Origin of the sequence: Shewanella algae (genome assembly GCF_009183365.2) — a bacterium.
GTDB lineage: Bacteria > Pseudomonadota > Gammaproteobacteria > Enterobacterales > Shewanellaceae > Shewanella > Shewanella algae.
The window spans coordinates 4,576,572-4,592,780 of sequence record NZ_CP068230.1; the positions used below are offsets into that span (position 1 = coordinate 4,576,572).

13 protein-coding genes are annotated in these 16,209 nt (G+C 56.0%); 9 read left to right on the forward strand and 4 right to left on the reverse strand.

Going from position 1 to position 16,209, the window contains the following annotated elements; translation table 11 throughout:
• Position 1 precedes the first annotated feature (1 nt).
• Positions 2 to 457: a (2Fe-2S)-binding protein gene (locus E1N14_RS20390; protein ID WP_025010785.1), complete on the forward strand. Its 456-nt coding sequence runs from the start codon at positions 2 to 4 to the stop codon at positions 455 to 457.
• Positions 454 to 2,694: a xanthine dehydrogenase family protein molybdopterin-binding subunit gene (locus tag E1N14_RS20395; protein ID WP_062793399.1), complete on the forward strand. Its 2,241-nt coding sequence runs from the start codon at positions 454 to 456 to the stop codon at positions 2,692 to 2,694. The genes E1N14_RS20390 and E1N14_RS20395 overlap by 4 nt, the downstream gene beginning before the upstream one ends.
• A gap of 34 nt (positions 2,695 to 2,728) precedes the next feature.
• Here E1N14_RS20395 and E1N14_RS20400 read toward each other — a convergent pair whose 3' ends face one another.
• The gene (locus tag E1N14_RS20400; protein WP_025010784.1) at positions 2,729 to 3,601 is read right to left on the reverse strand and encodes a LysR family transcriptional regulator; all 873 of its coding nucleotides are present in this window, start codon (positions 3,599 to 3,601) and stop codon (positions 2,729 to 2,731) included.
• A gap of 111 nt (positions 3,602 to 3,712) precedes the next feature.
• Here E1N14_RS20400 and E1N14_RS20405 point away from each other — a divergent pair, with 111 nt between their 5' ends.
• The gene (locus E1N14_RS20405; protein ID WP_025010783.1) at positions 3,713 to 5,113 is read left to right on the forward strand and encodes an MATE family efflux transporter; all 1,401 of its coding nucleotides are present in this window, start codon (positions 3,713 to 3,715) and stop codon (positions 5,111 to 5,113) included.
• A 70-nt stretch (positions 5,114 to 5,183) separates the two neighbouring features.
• Here the strand turns inward: E1N14_RS20405 and typA are convergent, their stop codons facing one another.
• Positions 5,184 to 6,995, reverse strand: coding sequence for a translational GTPase TypA (gene typA, locus E1N14_RS20410; protein WP_025010782.1), 1,812 nt, complete (start codon positions 6,993 to 6,995; stop codon positions 5,184 to 5,186).
• Positions 6,996 to 7,452: 457 nt separating this feature from the next.
• Between typA and glnA the strand changes: the two genes are divergently transcribed.
• On the forward strand, positions 7,453 to 8,862 hold the full coding sequence (gene glnA / locus E1N14_RS20415) for a glutamate--ammonia ligase (protein WP_025010781.1): 1,410 nt from the start codon (positions 7,453 to 7,455) through the stop codon (positions 8,860 to 8,862).
• A 104-nt stretch (positions 8,863 to 8,966) separates the two neighbouring features.
• Here the strand turns inward: glnA and E1N14_RS20420 are convergent, their stop codons facing one another.
• Together E1N14_RS20420 and E1N14_RS20425 are read right to left on the reverse strand one after the other, a co-directional pair.
• The gene (locus E1N14_RS20420) at positions 8,967 to 9,464 is read right to left on the reverse strand and encodes a hypothetical protein (protein WP_025010780.1); all 498 of its coding nucleotides are present in this window, start codon (positions 9,462 to 9,464) and stop codon (positions 8,967 to 8,969) included.
• A 9-nt stretch (positions 9,465 to 9,473) separates the two neighbouring features.
• Entirely contained in the window at positions 9,474 to 10,397 is a 924-nt protein-coding gene (locus E1N14_RS20425) for a C-GCAxxG-C-C family (seleno)protein (protein WP_025010779.1), read from the reverse strand.
• 236 nt (positions 10,398 to 10,633) lie between these two features.
• Between E1N14_RS20425 and E1N14_RS20430 the strand changes: the two genes are divergently transcribed.
• From E1N14_RS20430 to E1N14_RS20445, 5 genes are all read left to right on the forward strand, one after another.
• Complete coding sequence (locus E1N14_RS20430; protein WP_025010778.1) at positions 10,634 to 11,680, forward strand: toxin-antitoxin system YwqK family antitoxin; 1,047 nt, start codon at positions 10,634 to 10,636, stop codon at positions 11,678 to 11,680.
• Between the two features lie 123 nt (positions 11,681 to 11,803).
• A complete protein-coding gene (locus E1N14_RS20435; RefSeq protein WP_025889910.1) occupies positions 11,804 to 12,661 on the forward strand; it encodes a DMT family transporter in 858 nt (285 codons plus the stop codon).
• Positions 12,662 to 12,751: 90 nt separating this feature from the next.
• A complete protein-coding gene (locus tag E1N14_RS22170) occupies positions 12,752 to 12,886 on the forward strand; it encodes a hypothetical protein (protein ID WP_255265329.1) in 135 nt (44 codons plus the stop codon).
• On the forward strand, positions 12,883 to 14,112 hold the full coding sequence (locus E1N14_RS20440; RefSeq protein ID WP_025010777.1) for a cyanate transporter: 1,230 nt from the start codon (positions 12,883 to 12,885) through the stop codon (positions 14,110 to 14,112). Before E1N14_RS22170 ends, E1N14_RS20440 begins: the two co-directional genes overlap by 4 nt.
• Positions 14,113 to 14,218: 106 nt before the next feature.
• On the forward strand, positions 14,219 to 16,198 hold the full coding sequence (locus E1N14_RS20445) for an FUSC family protein (RefSeq protein ID WP_062793400.1): 1,980 nt from the start codon (positions 14,219 to 14,221) through the stop codon (positions 16,196 to 16,198).
• Positions 16,199 to 16,209 lie beyond the last annotated feature (11 nt).

Here is a 16,209-nt window from a genome sequence, read left to right on the forward strand (position 1 = left end):
AATGTCGCAACTCAAAATCAATGGCAGACTGTTTTCGGTCGAGGCCGATCCCAATATGCCCTTGCTATGGGCCCTCAGGGATCTCCTGGGGCTGACAGGCACCAAATTCGGCTGTGGCGCCGGACTCTGCGGGGCCTGCACCATACATCTGGACGGTAAGCCCGCCAGAGCCTGCCTCACCAGTCTCAAAAGTGCCGAGGGCAAGAACATCACCACCATAGAAGGCCTGGATAATCCGGCGCTGAAAGCCGCCTGGAGCAAACACAAGGTTCCCCAGTGCGGTTACTGTCAGACAGGGCAACTCATGTCTGCCGCGGCGCTCTTGAGTGAAACTCCCAACCCCAGTGACCAACAGATAGACGATGCCATGTCCGGCAATATCTGCCGCTGCGGCACCTATACCCGGATCCGCAGCGCCATCAAGGATGTCGCCGTCAAAGGGGGGCAAAGCTCATGAGCCGGTTTACCGCAGTGGAAAACTTCAGCCGTCGTGATGTACTGAAACTCTTTGGCGCCAGTGGCGGTGCTTTGATGCTGGGCAGCAGCGCCCTGGGCTGGAGCCCCATGAGCCTGGCGCAGGACAAGCTGCAACCTCTGAATCTGTTTATCGCCGTCGGTGAAGACGACAAGGTCTACCTCACCTGCCATCGCTCGGAAATGGGCCAGGGCATACGAACAGGCATACCTCAGGTGCTGGCCGATGAACTGGAAGCCGACTGGGACAAAGTCGTGGTGGTGCAGGGCCTGGCCGACAAGCGTTACGGCAGCCAGAATACAGATGGCAGTCGCAGCATACGTAAACACTACGACAGAATGCGGCAGATGGGTGCCATGGCGCGCACCATGTTGGAACAGGCTGCCGCCGAGCATTGGCAAGTGCCGGTCGCAGAAGTCAGCGCCAAGGCTCACAGAGTGACTCACAAGGCGTCAGGCCGCTCCCTGAGCTATGGCGAACTGGCGCTGGCGGCGTCCAAGCTGCCGCTTCCGGATGAGAACCAACTCAGGCTCAAACCCAGAGAAGAATTCACCCAGATAGGTCAGTCACGCACCATAGTGGATATGGATGCCATGTTGGATGGCAGCGCTATCTATGGTCAGGATATACGTCTGGAAGGCATGCTCTATGCCGCGATTGCCCGGCCGCCTGTGCTCGGCAGCCAAGCGGAGAGTGTCGATGATAAAAAGGCCCGCGCCTTCCCCGGTGTGGTGGATATTATCAGCCTGCCCGCTCCCACTGGGGCACCAGCCTTCCAGCCGCTTGGCGGTGTGGCTGTGCTGGCCAACAACAGCTGGAGCGCCCTTGAAGGGCGCAAGGCACTGGCGATTCAGTGGCAGCAAAGCCCCAACGACAAGCACGACTCCCAAGCGTTTATCGCCACCCTGAAACAGCGAGTACAGCAGAGTGGCAAAGTCAGGCGAGAGCTGGGCAAGCCTCCCGCAAGCTGGCCAGAAGAGCGCACGCTCAGCGCCGATTACACTGTGCCCTATCTGGCTCACGCCATGATGGAGCCGCCGGCGGCCACCGCCAGAGTCAGCAAGGATGGCTGTGAAATTTGGGCCTGCAGCCAAACTCCCCAGAGTACCCAGCAGAATGTGGCGGCCGCTTTGGGGTTGAAGGAGGAGCAGGTCAAGGTGCATGTCACCCTGCTGGGCGGCGGCTTTGGCCGTAAGTCCAAGCCGGACTTCAGCGTCGAAGCGGCGCTGCTTTCCAAACGCAGCGGCAAGCCGGTGAAGGTGTTCTGGAGCCGGGAAGATGAGCTGCAAAACGGCTATCTGCACGCCATCAGCGCCCAGCATTATCAGGCACTGCTCAGTGATGATGGCAAGGTGGAGGCTTTGTTGTCGCGCACCGCCTTCCCTTCCATCAGTTCCACCTTTGCCGAAGGCGTGGATGAACCCTCTGACGGCGAACTGGATTTGGGCTTTATCGACTTGCCGTTTCAGTTGCCGTCGCTGCGCTGCGAAACCGCCAAGGCCGAGGCTCATACCCGCATAGGCTGGCTGCGCTCTGTGTGCAACATTCAGCATGCCTTCGGCATTGGCAGCTTTGTCGACGAACTGGCGCTGCGCACCGGCCAGAGTTGCCCGGCCATGTGGCGGCAGCTTCTTGGGCAACCCAGAGTGGAGAACTTTGCCGATCAGGGCTTTAAATACGGTAACTATGGCGAAGAACTCAGCCGTCACCCTGTGGATGTCGCGCGTTATCTGACGGTCATCGACGCCGCCGAAAAACGTATGGCGCAATCACCGGCCAAGGCGGGCGAAGGCTGGGGGTTTGCGGTGCACCGCAGCTTTGTCAGCTATGTTGCGGTCGCCATCAAGGTCAAACTGGATGGTGAGCGTTTGCAGGTGCTACAGGCCATCTCAGTGCTGGATGCCGGCACTGTGGTTAACCCTGACAGAGTGCATTCGCAGCTGGAAGGCGCGGTCATCTTCGGCCTCAGCCTGGCGATGCTGGGCGAAATCAGCTTCAAGGATGGCAAGGTGCAACAGTCGAACTTCCACGACTATCAACTGCTGCGGTTGCCGCAATGCCCTGAGATAGAAACACAAATCATCGCCTCGACCGAGGTACCCGGCGGTGTGGGCGAACCCGGAGTGCCCCCGGTAGCACCGGCACTGACCAACGCCATAGTGGCCGCCGGCGGCAAGCGCTACCGGGATCTGCCACTGAAGCAGTATCTGCAGCTTTGATTGGTCGATAAAGTGTCGGGGCCATGCCCCGGCACTATTCCCTGGCCAACTGCTGTAGCATCCACTGCATCACAGGGCCAATGCCCTTGTCCCTGCGTCTGACCACGCCTATCTCGACCCACTGATTGTCTGTGATATTGGCGCCGGACAGCCTCACCAGATCCTTGGCGTACCACTCGGCCGTCGCCACATGCTCAGGAACCAGAGCCCAACCAACATTTTTGATCACCAGCGCCGTGATGTAGTAATAACTGTCGATATGCCAGTGATTGCTGGACACGGGGCGCGACTGGCTGTCGCCGATGCGGGAGCGGATCACCAGTTGTCGGTGCTGATTGAGCTGGTCGAGCGAAGGCTCGGCAATATTCGCCAGCGGGTGCTCACGACCGACAATAAGCGACTGCTGAAAGTGAGCTATCGAGTTGAACTCCAAGGAATCCAAAAGCTCATCTGTCTGGCGGAACAAGATACCCAGGTCGGCTTTTTTCTCATCGACCCAGCGGGCAATATCATCCTGGGAGCTGTTGATCAGGGTGAGTTTCAAACCCGGGAACTGCTCGGCCACCCGCACGAAGAAACTCTCGAAGCGCTCTATGGGCAGGGCCTCGTCCATGGCAACCGTCAGGGTGGCCTCCTCGCCCGAACTGACCGTCAGGGCTCTGGCGTCCAGGCGCTGGCACTGCCTCAGCACCACCTTGGCCTCCTGATAGATCTGCTCGCCGGCGGCTGTCAGCCTAGGTAGCCTGGCGCTGCGGTCAAACAGCTCCAGCCCCAGGTCTATCTCCAGATTGGCCACTGCTGTGCTTACCCGAGATTGCGCCTTGCCAAGCTCTCTGGCGGCGGCCGAAAACGAGCCCTTTTCCACCGCAATCACAAAGGCGCTCAGTTGATCCAGGGTCCAATTCATTCCATTCACCAAAGTATCCGAATAACGGATACAAGCTATCTTTCACCAATCCGAAAAACAAGCATAATCTGCGACCCTATTTTCCTGCATTCGGTTAAAGGTAGTGCAATTATGAATACCGGAATCTCTCAGCAAACACTGAGTCACAACCAGCTGCGGCGCACCTTTTGGCGCTATACCATCCCAGCCATCGCTGCCATGCTGGTCAGTGGCCTGTACCAGATAAGCGCAGGTATTTTTGTCGGCCACTATGTCGGCTTTCAAGGATTGGCCGCCATCAATATGGCCTGGCCGATAGTGTTTATTCTCTCCGGCCTGGGGCTTATGGTGGGTATGGGTGGCGGCAGCCATATCTCCATCGCCCGCGGAGCCGGGCAGCAAACGCAAGCCAATCGAGCCCTGTTGGCCAGTATCTGGCTGATTGTTTTGTTGGCCCTGGTGGCATTTATGGCGCTGCAATGCTTGAGTGAGCCGCTAATGCAACTGCAGGGGGCCACTGAAGCGACTCTGCAGCTGGGGCAGGGATATATTGCCGTGTTTCAGTGGGGCGCAGTGATCACCATAGCCTCGACGGCGCTGCCTATGTTGATCCGCAACGATGACTGCCCCAGAGTTGCCACCGCCCTGTTGGTGATGGGGGCGCTTGGAAATATCCTGTTGGATTATCTGTTTGTTGCCGTACTTGGGCTTGGGTTAAACGGCGCGGCTTATGGCACCATCATTGCCCAAACGGCTGTGTGTCTGGGGGCCAGCTATTACCTGTGTTCGAGCCATTCGGGCTTTAAGCCAAGGCTCAAAGATGCGCTACCCAGAGCCGGGGAGTTCGCCCGGATTGTCCAACTGGGGGCTTCGGCACTACTGATGTACCTTTACACCAGCTTTATGGTGGCGGCCCATAACCATCAGTTTATGCAGTATGGCACCACCTTGAGCGTCAGTGCCTTTGCCATAGTCGGCTATCTGATGACACTCTACTATCTGTTGGCTGAGGGTATAGCCGAAGGGGTGCAGCCACCTGTGAGCTACTTCCACGGGGCCCGCCAGCCCGGCAATATTATCGCCATAGTCAAGCTGGGCGCCAAGGTCACCCTGCTGTTTGGCCTGAGTTGGCTGGCGCTGCTCAACCTGTTTCCCGAAACCATGATAGGCCTGTTCGCCGACAACAATCCTTTGTTAACCCAGGAGGCCAGAACCGGGATCCGTATCCATCTGGCGGCTATCTGGTTGGAGGGGCTGATAGTGCTGGCAGCCATGTATTTTATGGCGATAGGCAAAGGCGGGATGGCTTTGGCAATCTCCCTGACCAATATGCTGATCCAGTTACCGTTTCTCTATCTATTGCCGCTGTTTTTGGGAGAAACCGGTGTCTGGCTGGCAATGCCGCTGTCCAACCTGCTGCTGGCACTGTTGGTGTTGCCTAGATTCTGGCGCCATCTGCATGCAAGGTCGCACCTGGCAGATGGAACCCGACAAGCACCGGACAGCACTTTGGCAAAACATCCCGCAGTCTAATGAGATGCCGGGCAAATTGAACGCAGTAAAAAACCCGGTCATGCCGGGTTTTTTACTGTTCGCCTATGGCTTAGCAACGGCTGGCGCGCTTGCGGTCATTTTCAGTCAGATGACGCTTACGCACACGAATGCTCTTGGGCGTGACTTCAACCAGTTCATCATCATCGATGAATTCCAGCGCCTGTTCCAGGGTCATCTGGATATGCGGAGTCAGTACCTGAGCTTCGTCGGTACCAGAGGCACGCATGTTGGTCAGCTGCTTGCCCTTGAGGCAGTTTACTGTCAGGTCGTTGGAGCGGCTGTGGATACCCACTACCTGGCCTTCGTAAACTTCGGCGGCGTGGCCAATCATCAGACGACCGCGATCCTGCAGACCAAACAGCGCGAAGGTCAAAGCCTTACCTGTGGCGTTGGAGATCAATACCCCGTTGCTACGCTGGCCGATATCGCCACCCTTGTAAGGACCATAGTGGTCGAAGGTGTGATACAGCAGACCTGTACCTGAAGTCGCTGTCATAAACTCGGTCTGGAAACCGATCAAGCCACGGCTTGGGATCATGAAGTCAATACGTACACGGCCCTTGCCGTCAGGCTGCATGTCGCGCATGTCGGCCTTACGGGTACCCAGCTTCTCGATAACGCCGCCCTGATGTTCTTCTTCCACGTCCACAGTCAGCTGCTCGTATGGCTCGCACTTCTCGCCGTCGATCTCTTTGATGATCACTTCAGGACGGGAAACCGCCAGCTCATAACCTTCACGACGCATGTTTTCGATCAGGATAGACAGGTGCAGTTCACCACGGCCGGATACGCGGAAACGATCCGGACTCTCGGTTTCTTCCACACGCAGAGCCACGTTGTGTACCAGTTCCTGTTGCAGACGCTCAAGGATGTTACGTGAAGTCACGTACTTACCTTCTTTACCCGCGAAAGGAGAGGTGTTGACCTGGAAGGTCATAGTCATGGTTGGTTCATCAACAGAAAGAGGTGGCAATGCTTCGGCATGACCAACAGCACAGATGGTGTCGGAGATCTTCAGCTCGCCCAGACCTGTGATAGCAACGATATCACCGGCATTGGCACTGTCCACTTCGTGGCGTTCCAGGCCCATGTAGCCCAGCACCTGACCGATTTTACCGTTACGGCTCTTGCCATCGGCACCGACAATAGTGACCTGTTGGTTGGTCTTGACGCTACCACGCTTGATACGACCCACACCGATAACCCCTACATAGCTGTTGTAGTCCAGCTGAGAGATCTGCATCTGGAATGCGCCTTCGGCGTCGGCATCCGGTGGAGATACTTTTTCAACGATAGTTTGGAACAGTGGGGTCATGTCTTCACTGTTGTCCTGAGGATCCAGGCTGGCAAAACCGTTCAGTGCAGAGGCATAAACCACTGGGAAGTCCAGCTGCTCGTCGGTGGCCCCCAGGTTGTCAAACAGGTCAAATACCTGATCGATAACCCAATCAGGACGGGCACCCGGACGGTCAATCTTGTTGATCACCACAATAGGCTTAAGACCTTGGGCGAATGCCTTCTTGGTCACGAAGCGGGTCTGTGGCATTGGGCCGTCCTGCGCATCAACCAGCAGCAGTACAGAGTCAACCATAGACAGAACCCGTTCTACTTCGCCACCGAAGTCGGCGTGTCCTGGGGTATCTACAATGTTAATCCGATAGTCGTTCCACTTAATGGCGGTGTTTTTCGCCAGAATAGTGATCCCACGTTCTTTCTCCAGATCGTTGGAGTCCATCACCCGCTCGGTGGCTTCTCCGCGGGTTGCCAGGGTTCCTGACTGTGCCAACAGCTTGTCTACCAGGGTAGTCTTACCGTGGTCAACGTGCGCTATGATGGCGATGTTACGTAAATTCTCTAACACAGTTTTGCCTCTTACGATCTCTGTTCTGTGGGATGCAGCAATATAAATTGAATGGTACAACCGCTTTATGACTGCTTGGCGATTGCCTTCCAGGCCTTATAAAACCTGGGCTGCCATCGTGTCGGGGAGCACAATTTCCCCGGATGGTTGCTTTAAAAAGCGTGCCATTCTACTCTAGCGAGGGGCTATCGCACAGGATTATTTTTTAGACACCTATGAATATCCGGCTTATTCAGCGCACGCACCATTATGGTGAACGCACCTTTTTGGAACGCTCAATGCACCATGATAGTGCAAACCCGCTTGTCTCGCCAGCCCTCGATTTTACCACTCCCTTTATTTTCAACATCTTAGCATCTTGGCATGAGTCTGGCTTAATAGAGACCAACAAGGCGCCAGACGCTACATACTAAGAGTTGACAAAGGGCACCCCCTTTACCCTACCGGAGGCTTGATAATGTCAGTCGAATCAGTTTTACAACAGCTGCAAGAGTTGGAAGTTAAGTTTGTTGATTTACGCTTTACCGATACCAAAGGTAAGGAACAGCATGTATCTATCCCGACTCATCAGGTAGATGCTGATTTCTTTGAAGACGGCAAAATGTTCGATGGTTCATCTATCGCCGGTTGGAAAGGGATCAACGAATCTGACATGGTGCTGATGCCAGATCCAAGCAGCTTTGTACTGGATCCTTTCACCGAAGAAACCACAGCGCTGATCCGCTGCGACATCCTCGAGCCCGGCACTATGCAGGGTTACGACCGTGACCCTCGCTCTATCGCCAAGAAAGCCGAAGAGTACATGCGTTCTACCGGCATCGCCGACACTGTGCTGATCGGTCCTGAGCCTGAGTTCTTCCTGTTTGATGACGTGCGTTTTGGTACCGACATGAGCGGCACCTTCGTCAAAATCGATGCCAAAGAAGCGGCCTGGAACTCAGGCACCAGCTATGAAGAAGGCAACACAGGTCACCGTCCATTCGTTAAGGGCGGCTACTTCCCGGTTGCGCCTGTGGATTCTTCACAGGATTTGCGTAGTGCCATGTGTCTGGTGCTGGAAGAGATGGGCCAGGTTGTGGAAGCTCATCACCATGAAGTTGCTACCGCGGGTCAGAACGAGATCGCCACACGCTTCAATACTCTGACCAACAAGGCCGATGAAATCCAGGTACTCAAGTACGTGATTCACAACATGGCTCATGCCTACGGCAAGACAGCAACCTTTATGCCTAAGCCGATAGTCGGCGACAACGGCAGCGGCATGCACGTACACCAGTCACTGGCCAAAGACGGCACCAACCTGTTTGCCGGTGACAAATACGGCGGCCTGTCTGAAACTGCCCTGTACTATATAGGTGGTATCATCAAGCACGCCCGTGCCCTGAACGCCTTCACCAACCCAAGCACCAACTCCTACAAGCGTTTGGTGCCACACTTTGAAGCCCCTGTGATGCTGGCTTATTCTGCCCGTAACCGCTCGGCTTCTATCCGTATCCCTGTGGTACCAAGTCCTAAGGCTCGCCGTATCGAGACCCGCTTCCCGGATCCTATGGCCAACCCTTATCTGGCCTTCGCAGCACTGCTGATGGCCGGTCTGGACGGTATCCAGAACAAGATCCACCCTGGTGATGCCATGGACAAGGATCTGTACGATCTGCCGGCCGAAGAAGCAGCGGAAATCCCGACTGTGGCCGAATCTCTGGAAGTCGCCCTGGCGGCTCTGGATGCAGACCGTGAGTTCCTGACCCGCGGCGGTGTGTTCAGCGATGACTTTATCGACTCTTACCTCAAGCTGAAACAAGCCGAGGCCGAGCGTGTCAGCCGCACCACTCACCCAGTCGAATTTGAGCTGTACTACAGCCTCTAATTGCCCTGCAATCAACCGATGAGTCAAGCCATCGGATAACAAGAAAAGCGCCCCGGGAGCAATCCCGGGGCGCTACTATTTTAAGGCTATAAAACTCAAATCACTCAGGGAGCACTGACAAGCTCAGGAGCACTCTGAGCCTTGGCCCCTGTGAGTATCACCGCCAACTTGAGTTCACCTTCTGTCTGGTTCAACTCCTCAAGCCCTTCTGGAGTAAAGCGATATTGGCCTTCTGTCTCCAGCGCTTCCATGGTGCCACCGCAGGTGTCGACGGTTTCGCTGCATTCGAAACGCACCCCCTTATGCCAAGGCATGGAGAAGGCCGATACCTGCTCTGCCGGCATCTTGAGGTACATCACCAGATAGTTGCTGCCGGCATCCTTGACGGGTTTGCCCTCCGCCGTAGTCAGGCTAAAGGTCAGTGCCTGGCTTTGAGGATCCACGGCGCTCAGTGCCACCTTGAGGCTTTCGGCTTCATTAATGGACACAGACTGCTCCGGTTCAGGATCCGGCGGAAGCACAGGGTCATCATCGTCATCCCACCAGTCACAACCTCCCAGGCACAACAGCAAAGACGCTACTATCAAACTCTTATGTTTCATAACAGCCTCCTAGTGACAATCGCTGCAGACCGCACCTTCGTGAACCCCGGTCAAACCGGCGCCGACATCATGGGCGCTGTGGCAGCTCTGACATTCCATCTGTGAATTGACATCGGCACCTATGTAAGTGTCTGGTTCACGTTTGGTGCTGCTGTGACAACCACTACACTCGGCATTGCCTGCTGCCACAATTTCAGCGTCCAGGGCATTGTCCAGCGACTTATTGAGGAAGTCAGTGGTGACATAGGCAATCTCGGCCGTCAGCTGAGCGCAGCGCTCCAATTTCGCCTGATGACTGGAGCCGTACTTGCTCGCTTTCGACCAGTGGGTCACCGAGGTGTGACAGAGAATGGAATTGGCAACCGACTGGCCTATCTTATCTGCGGTCAGTAGCTCACCGGCATTGTCTTTACGGGTCGGTGCGCCAATCGCCTTGAGGAAGGCTTCATCATTTCTCGGCATGGCTGTGTGTTCATAGTAGCGGTACACGGAGCGGATCACCGCAGTGCGGTCGACCCCGCCCAGGACGTTGACCGCCATGGCCGCCGCATTCAAGCAACCACACAGGGTTCCCCAACCTGCGATACCGCCGCCACCATAGGCCGCCAGGTTAGTTGGGATAGCGGCGAATTTACAGGCATCCTCATGCCCTTTGGCCGCCAAGGCCTTCACCAGGGCATCGAAAACCCCATACATGCAACCGCCACGGCCATAACCTTCATAGGCCAGTTTGGCGACTTCCATAGGGTCTAATTTCACATAGGTCAGCAGCTTGGTGCCCAGATCGCTGCCCCCTTCACTGCCGATCCCTATGCTGGTATCTCCGGGACAAGACTCTGCGGCCAGAGCTGTGGTCGCGATCAGCGAACTCCCTGCTGCCACACCAACCAAACCTACAATCTGGCCCATCGCCTGACGTCGATTCACGTTCATACTCATCACCTCTTTTTGCACTTACATATTGCAGAATTGCAAATTAAGTAAAATTAATTCTTTATAATCAATAGCTTGCAAGCAATCCCAGCTTATCCCCTCTCCTGTTGTGCAGATGTGATCCAAGGCGGGTTTCAGTGTTAAAGAGTCAAAAATTCAACAGTTCACCGGCAAGAGGCTTGAGCCAAGCAGCAACGGCAGCGACAATGAGCCTCTTCGTCAAGCAAGGATCTGCTATGAATCTCAAGGTCTTTTTACTCATTCTCCTGTTGCTGAGTGGCTGTCACTCTGAGGTGCAACTGCCAATTCAGGCTGACGAGCTGGAGCAAATCCACTGCCGGGAAGTAAGCGATGACAATAGCGCCCTGGGTTATTACCTCGAAGGCTGCGTTGACGGATACCGAGGTGAACCCTTCAACGGCATTGCCATTTGGGGAGCGCCGGATCGCCCCAGCTATAGTGCGGCCCAGTTCAAGGATGGCCTGCGGGACGGCTACAGCTTCAGCACATCCGCGCCGCCCGAGCGTCTGCTAAGCCAAAGCGCCTGGTATAAAAATGGCAAGTTGCACGGCTGGCAGCTGAACTTTCAATACCAGCAAACCCAATTACGCAGCCGGGAATTGTTTCAAGACGGTGAGCGCCAGGAACTCTGGCTCTACGACAACCAAGGCCAACTCGACAGTTTCAAGCGTTTCGACCAGGGTAAAGTGGTTGAATCCATCTCCTACGAACAGGGACGGGAGCGGATGAAACAGTTCAAGCGGGACGGCGAGAAACTCACCGTCTGGAAAAGCTATTTTCCCGATGGTTCATTAAAGAGCTTCAGTGAACATCTGGATGAAGAAAATCTCAGAAAACTCAAGGAACAAGGCTACTACGCCAACGGCCGACTCAAGTTGGACTACCTGTTCGACCGCCGGCAGCGCACCGCAGTGCAGCACACTTTCTGGCGCAATGGCCAGCGCCAGTCCGAGCAACACTATGGTTTCTTTCCCTCAATAGCCGCCGACGGCATCTGGCTCAGTTATTGTGAGACCAATGGCGCCTTGAGCAAACGTACTCCGTTCCGTCGAGGCGCCAAGCAGGGTGAGGAGCAACTCTTTCACTGCAATGGCCAGTTGCAGGTGAGCAAACGTTTCGACCAGGACAAGCTCATACCACAGACCCTGAACTACTTTGATGAGCAGGGGCGCAACTATCTGCAGGAAGAGATAGGCACGAACGGCAAGGTACTGAATACCCGGGTCTATGATGAACAGGGTAAACTAACCTACCAAGATTGACATAATATTCAATCAGTTGGGCTTATCATCCAAAGATAATAAAGCTCTTTTTCAAATGCGGCTTGCTTATCCCGGCACTGAACTTTAAAATATCTTCACATCAAGATACTTTAAGAAAAGAAAATGCCCTACCTAATTGCACTCCTTGCTCCCGTCTTCTGGGGAACCACTTATGCCCTGGTCAGCCTGTACCTGCAGGATATGTCCCCTTTCTGGGTCGCCGTCTGGCGTGCGCTACCGGCCGGGATCCTGTTATTGCTGCTACGGCCCAAGCTGCCTTCGCTCGCCTGGAGCAAAATACTCTTGCTGGCATTTTGTAATATCGGCGCCTTCTTCGCCCTGCTGTTTATGGGCGCCTACCGCCTTCCCGGCGCCGTGGCCGGCACCCTGGGGGCCACACTGCCACTGATGTTTCTGCTGCTGGCCTGGCTGCTCGATGGCCAAAGACCGGCATTGAAGTGGACCTTGCTGGCACTGCTGGGACTGAGTGGAGTGATGTTATTGCTCAATCCTTCGGCCAATCTGGATCTGATTGGTGTGCTCTGCGCCCTGAGTGCCACTCTGTTGGTGGCCCAATCATCCCGCTGGATGCAACGCTGGCAAACCGGCGATCTTCTGGTATTGACCGCCTGGCAGTTGTTGCTCGGCGGCTTAATGCTGATCCCGCTGGCCTGGACAGTAGCCGGGGCACCCACACTGCCCGAGCCCAAGACATGGCCCGCCATCGCTTGGCTGGCCATTTTCAGCACGGCGCTGAGCTACTGGGCCTGGATCTGGTCCATCAAACATCTGGGACCGCAAATCATGGGCATGATGGCCTTGATCAACCCTGTGGTGGCCGTCTCGCTCGGGGTGTTTTTGGTCGGCGAACAGCTGGACAGCTATCAATGGCTGGGGATCGGCCTGATCATGTCGTCACTGTTGCTGATGAAACTTCCTGTCCCGGCCATCTGGTATCGCCTGCGCCCCAGCCGGCGCTGACACTCACCTGACATAAGAACCCTGTTTGGCCCCTGAAAAAGGGGCCAAGGGTTCGGCTTAACTGAATTTGGCAAAATAAGGAGATTGACCATGATGCAGTTTCTGGCAGAACCACAACTCAATGCAGTCCAAACCGCGGACGATGCGAGTCCGCGACTAAAGATGTCTGCCAACAAAGATAACACCAATGCCGCCAACAGCATGTTTGAAGGAGATGGACTATGAGCTCATCAAAATGGCAGCCTGTGTGGCTGATCCTGACCTTGATTATTCTCGGCCTCAACCTGCGCCCCAGCATGGCGGCCATAGGCCCACTGCTGGAGGCTATCCGGGCTTCCTTGCCCCTCAGTTACAGTTCCTTGGCACTCCTGACCATGCTGCCCGTGATGACCATGGGAGTCGCTATGTTTATCGGTGCCAAGCTGGCCGCCAGACTGGGAGAGCGCCAAACTCTGCTACTGTCGCTGCTACTTATTGGTATGGCCAACCTGGCTCGGCTCTGGGCCGGCAGCGGCCTGCAACTACTACTGACCGCAATCATTGCCGGCTTAGGTATCGCCCTTATTCAGGCTCTGCTGCCTGGAATGATCAAGCGCAGCTATAGCCAGCATATTGAGCGTTACATGGGGATTTACGTAACCGCCATCATGGGTGGAGCGGCCCTGGCTGCGGCCATTAGCCCTTGGCTTGAGCACAGGTTTGGTCATTGGCAGTCGGCGCTGGCCTTCTGGGCTCTGTTGAGTCTGCCGGCGATGCTATTTTGGTTCTGGGGCAAACACGGCCTGCAACCCCAGGGCTTCAATAAGGCAGCAGCAAAGAAGCCTTCAGGAAAACCGGGAGTTAGCCCAAGTGTGGGCATAGGCAGCTTTAGCCATATTCCCAGGGCCTGGCTGTTGGGGCTTTTCTTTGGCCTGAGCACAGCATCCTATACCTGTGTGCTCGCTTGGTTGGCGCCCTTCTTTATCGACTTGGGCTGGCAAGCCACTCAGGCAGGGCTATTGCTGGCGTTTCTGACACTGATGGAAGTGGTCGCAGGCCTGTTGCTGCCGACGCTGGCGGCTCGCAGTCATGACAGAAGGCCACTGCTATTGCTGCTCCTGTCTACCATTGGCGGTTTTATCGGGCTGGCGTTTATGCCACTGGCCCTGCCCTGGTTATGGGCTGCGCTGCTGGGTATAGGCATTGGTGGCCTCTTCCCCTTGAGTCTGATTGTCACTTTGGACCATCTGGACGACTACAGCCAGGCGGGACAACTGACGGCCTTTGTTCAGGGGATAGGTTATCTGCTGGCATCTCTGTCGCCTCTGCTGGCGGGTTATCTCAAGGACAGTTCCAGCAGCTTCACGCTTTCCTGGTTGCTGCTCGCGGCTGTGTCTCTGGGCATGCTGGCCATTGTCTGGCGCTTTGATCCCAAGCGCCACAGTCAACACTTCGCCCTGTTGGCCCACTGAGCCGATTTACCGGGTGGAAAATTGTTATCCACCCGGCACTCAAGCAGACTCAAATGAGGTAGAATGGCGTCCCTCTTGTGCCATTCTGCTGTCTAAGCAACATAAAGTGAATCTATCCAATCTATTCCAGCGCCTGCTGCAATGGCTACCTGATCGTGCCGATCTTCCCGAAGGCTTACGCATAGGGCTGCCCATGATGGCGGGCCTGTTGCTGTTTTCGTTTCTCGGCGACAGTGCCAGCGGCGTCAACGCCCTAATCTGTGCCTGGCTGGTCGGCGTCCAGGGCCGCAACCTGGCTTATCCCAAACGTGCCGGGCTGTTGAGCAAGTCGGCACTTCTGTGCTGTATCAGCAGTGCCCTGGCCTTGCTGAGCCTGATCCACCCTTGGCTAGGGATCAGCGTACTCGGCGCCATAGGCCTGTTATATGGCCTCAGTTCCAACCAAAGAAAGTACATTCAGCTGCTGACCTACAACGCCGGCTTTTGCCTGATCTGCGGCCTGCATCTGCTGGAGTCGGGTACCGACTGGAAGATGTTGTTGCTCTCCAGCCTGTTCGGCAGCTGGTTGGCTGTCATCAGCGCCGTCATCGCCGGGCCCTGGATGGCGATACGTCAGGGCGAACAGCTGCTGGCCAGCGTGCAGCGCAAATTCGGTTTCTGGTGCAATATACTCAGCCACTCGGACGCCGCCAATGTCGGCCAGCGTCTGGCCTTGCGGGAGCAACTCGATGATGCTATTGCCGTGCTGGCCCATTGGCTGCTGGAAATGCCGGATAAAGCCGAGGTGCAACGCATCGCCCGGCAACTGGAGTCGAATCTTATCCTGATAGAAACCCTGGAGAGCATAGGCAGGCTGCAACAAAATGATGCCGCCAGCCCGGCGCTGCAGCAGTATTTGGCCAATTTTGCCAGCGAACTCAAGACCCATAGGGACCAAGGCACAGAGCCGACGCCACTGCCCTTGGGAGACAAGCCGCAACCTCTGCTGTTGGATGCCGCCAACCGCTTGGCCTTGGCGCTGGATCCCCAAAGACCGCTGGCAGCCGACTGGCGCGAGCGCCTGGGGCTTATCTGGCCTTCCGATGCCCAAAGCGTTCGCAGTCAATGGCGCAAGGCCTTGGTGAAACACTCGCGGGAATGGCATCACGGCCTGAGAATTCTGTTCACTCTGCTGTGTTGTCAGGCCGTGGTAGAACTGCTGCAACTGCCGCAGGGTTATTGGGTGACGCTCACCGCCTACATAGTGCTGATGGTAGCGCCGCTCGGGCAGTTGCAGGCCAGGATCTGGAGCCGCTTCTATGGCACTGTGCTCGGTTCTGTGTTGGCACTGGGGCTTATCTGGTTTCTGGGGGCCGGTAGCTGGTTATTACCGGCCACCTGCCTGAGTGCCTTTCTGGCCTTTGCCACCTTCTACAAGGCCAGATATGAGATTCATGTGTTCTGGCTCACCATGCTGATGGTGTTTGCCATCACCCTGCTACTGCCGAGCGATCCCTATATCGCCTTCTACCGGGCGCTGGACACCTTCACCGGCGCTTTAATGGCATTTCTGGCGATGCATCTGTTTATTCCCAGCTGGACCCGGCGCTGGCTCGACAGCTATGTATGCCACTTTATCGAGCTGGAGCGGGCTTGGCTTGCCAGTATCAATACAGGTAAAGCCGATAATGCCCTGCGTTGGCAAGCCCATGCGGCGCTGAGACAACTGGGCCAAGAAGTCGGCTTTTTGAAGCTCGAGCCCAACACGGGCCAGCGGGAGCTGCAGGACTGGCAGAGTTTTCTCTGGCTTGGGCTGACGCTGCACTGCACCCTGGTGTTGGTGGCACGCCAGCAGCAAAAGCAGCCGCTGCATCTGGCGGAGCAACAGCTGGCGGCCTGGCCCCAGCTGTTTCGTCAGCGCTTCTTGGCAACAGAGATGCACCAATCCGAGTCCGGGCCAGCGCCCAATTCAACAGATGAGACTACGCAACAGTCAGCAAGACAAGCTGAAGCGATTCCCGCTTGGGTTATGCAGGATATCGCCCATCTCTATGCCTGGCTCGACTGGCAACGTCCCTACGCCCTGAGCGGCAACACTCACGGCTGACAGGAGTCCAA

Coding starts and splice junctions, on each gene's coding strand:
- E1N14_RS20390 (WP_025010785.1), top strand. CDS start 2: ATGTCGCAACTCAAAATCAATGGCAGACTGTTTTCGGTCGAGGCCGAT.
- E1N14_RS20395 (WP_062793399.1), top strand. CDS start 454: ATGAGCCGGTTTACCGCAGTGGAAAACTTCAGCCGTCGTGATGTACTG.
- E1N14_RS20400 (WP_025010784.1), bottom strand. CDS start 3,601: ATGAATTGGACCCTGGATCAACTGAGCGCCTTTGTGATTGCGGTGGAA.
- E1N14_RS20405 (WP_025010783.1), top strand. CDS start 3,713: ATGAATACCGGAATCTCTCAGCAAACACTGAGTCACAACCAGCTGCGG.
- glnA (WP_025010781.1), top strand. CDS start 7,453: ATGTCAGTCGAATCAGTTTTACAACAGCTGCAAGAGTTGGAAGTTAAG.
- E1N14_RS20420 (WP_025010780.1), bottom strand. CDS start 9,464: ATGAAACATAAGAGTTTGATAGTAGCGTCTTTGCTGTTGTGCCTGGGA.
- E1N14_RS20425 (WP_025010779.1), bottom strand. CDS start 10,397: ATGAACGTGAATCGACGTCAGGCGATGGGCCAGATTGTAGGTTTGGTT.
- E1N14_RS20430 (WP_025010778.1), top strand. CDS start 10,634: ATGAATCTCAAGGTCTTTTTACTCATTCTCCTGTTGCTGAGTGGCTGT.
- E1N14_RS20435 (WP_025889910.1), top strand. CDS start 11,804: ATGCCCTACCTAATTGCACTCCTTGCTCCCGTCTTCTGGGGAACCACT.
- E1N14_RS22170 (WP_255265329.1), top strand. CDS start 12,752: ATGATGCAGTTTCTGGCAGAACCACAACTCAATGCAGTCCAAACCGCG.
- E1N14_RS20440 (WP_025010777.1), top strand. CDS start 12,883: ATGAGCTCATCAAAATGGCAGCCTGTGTGGCTGATCCTGACCTTGATT.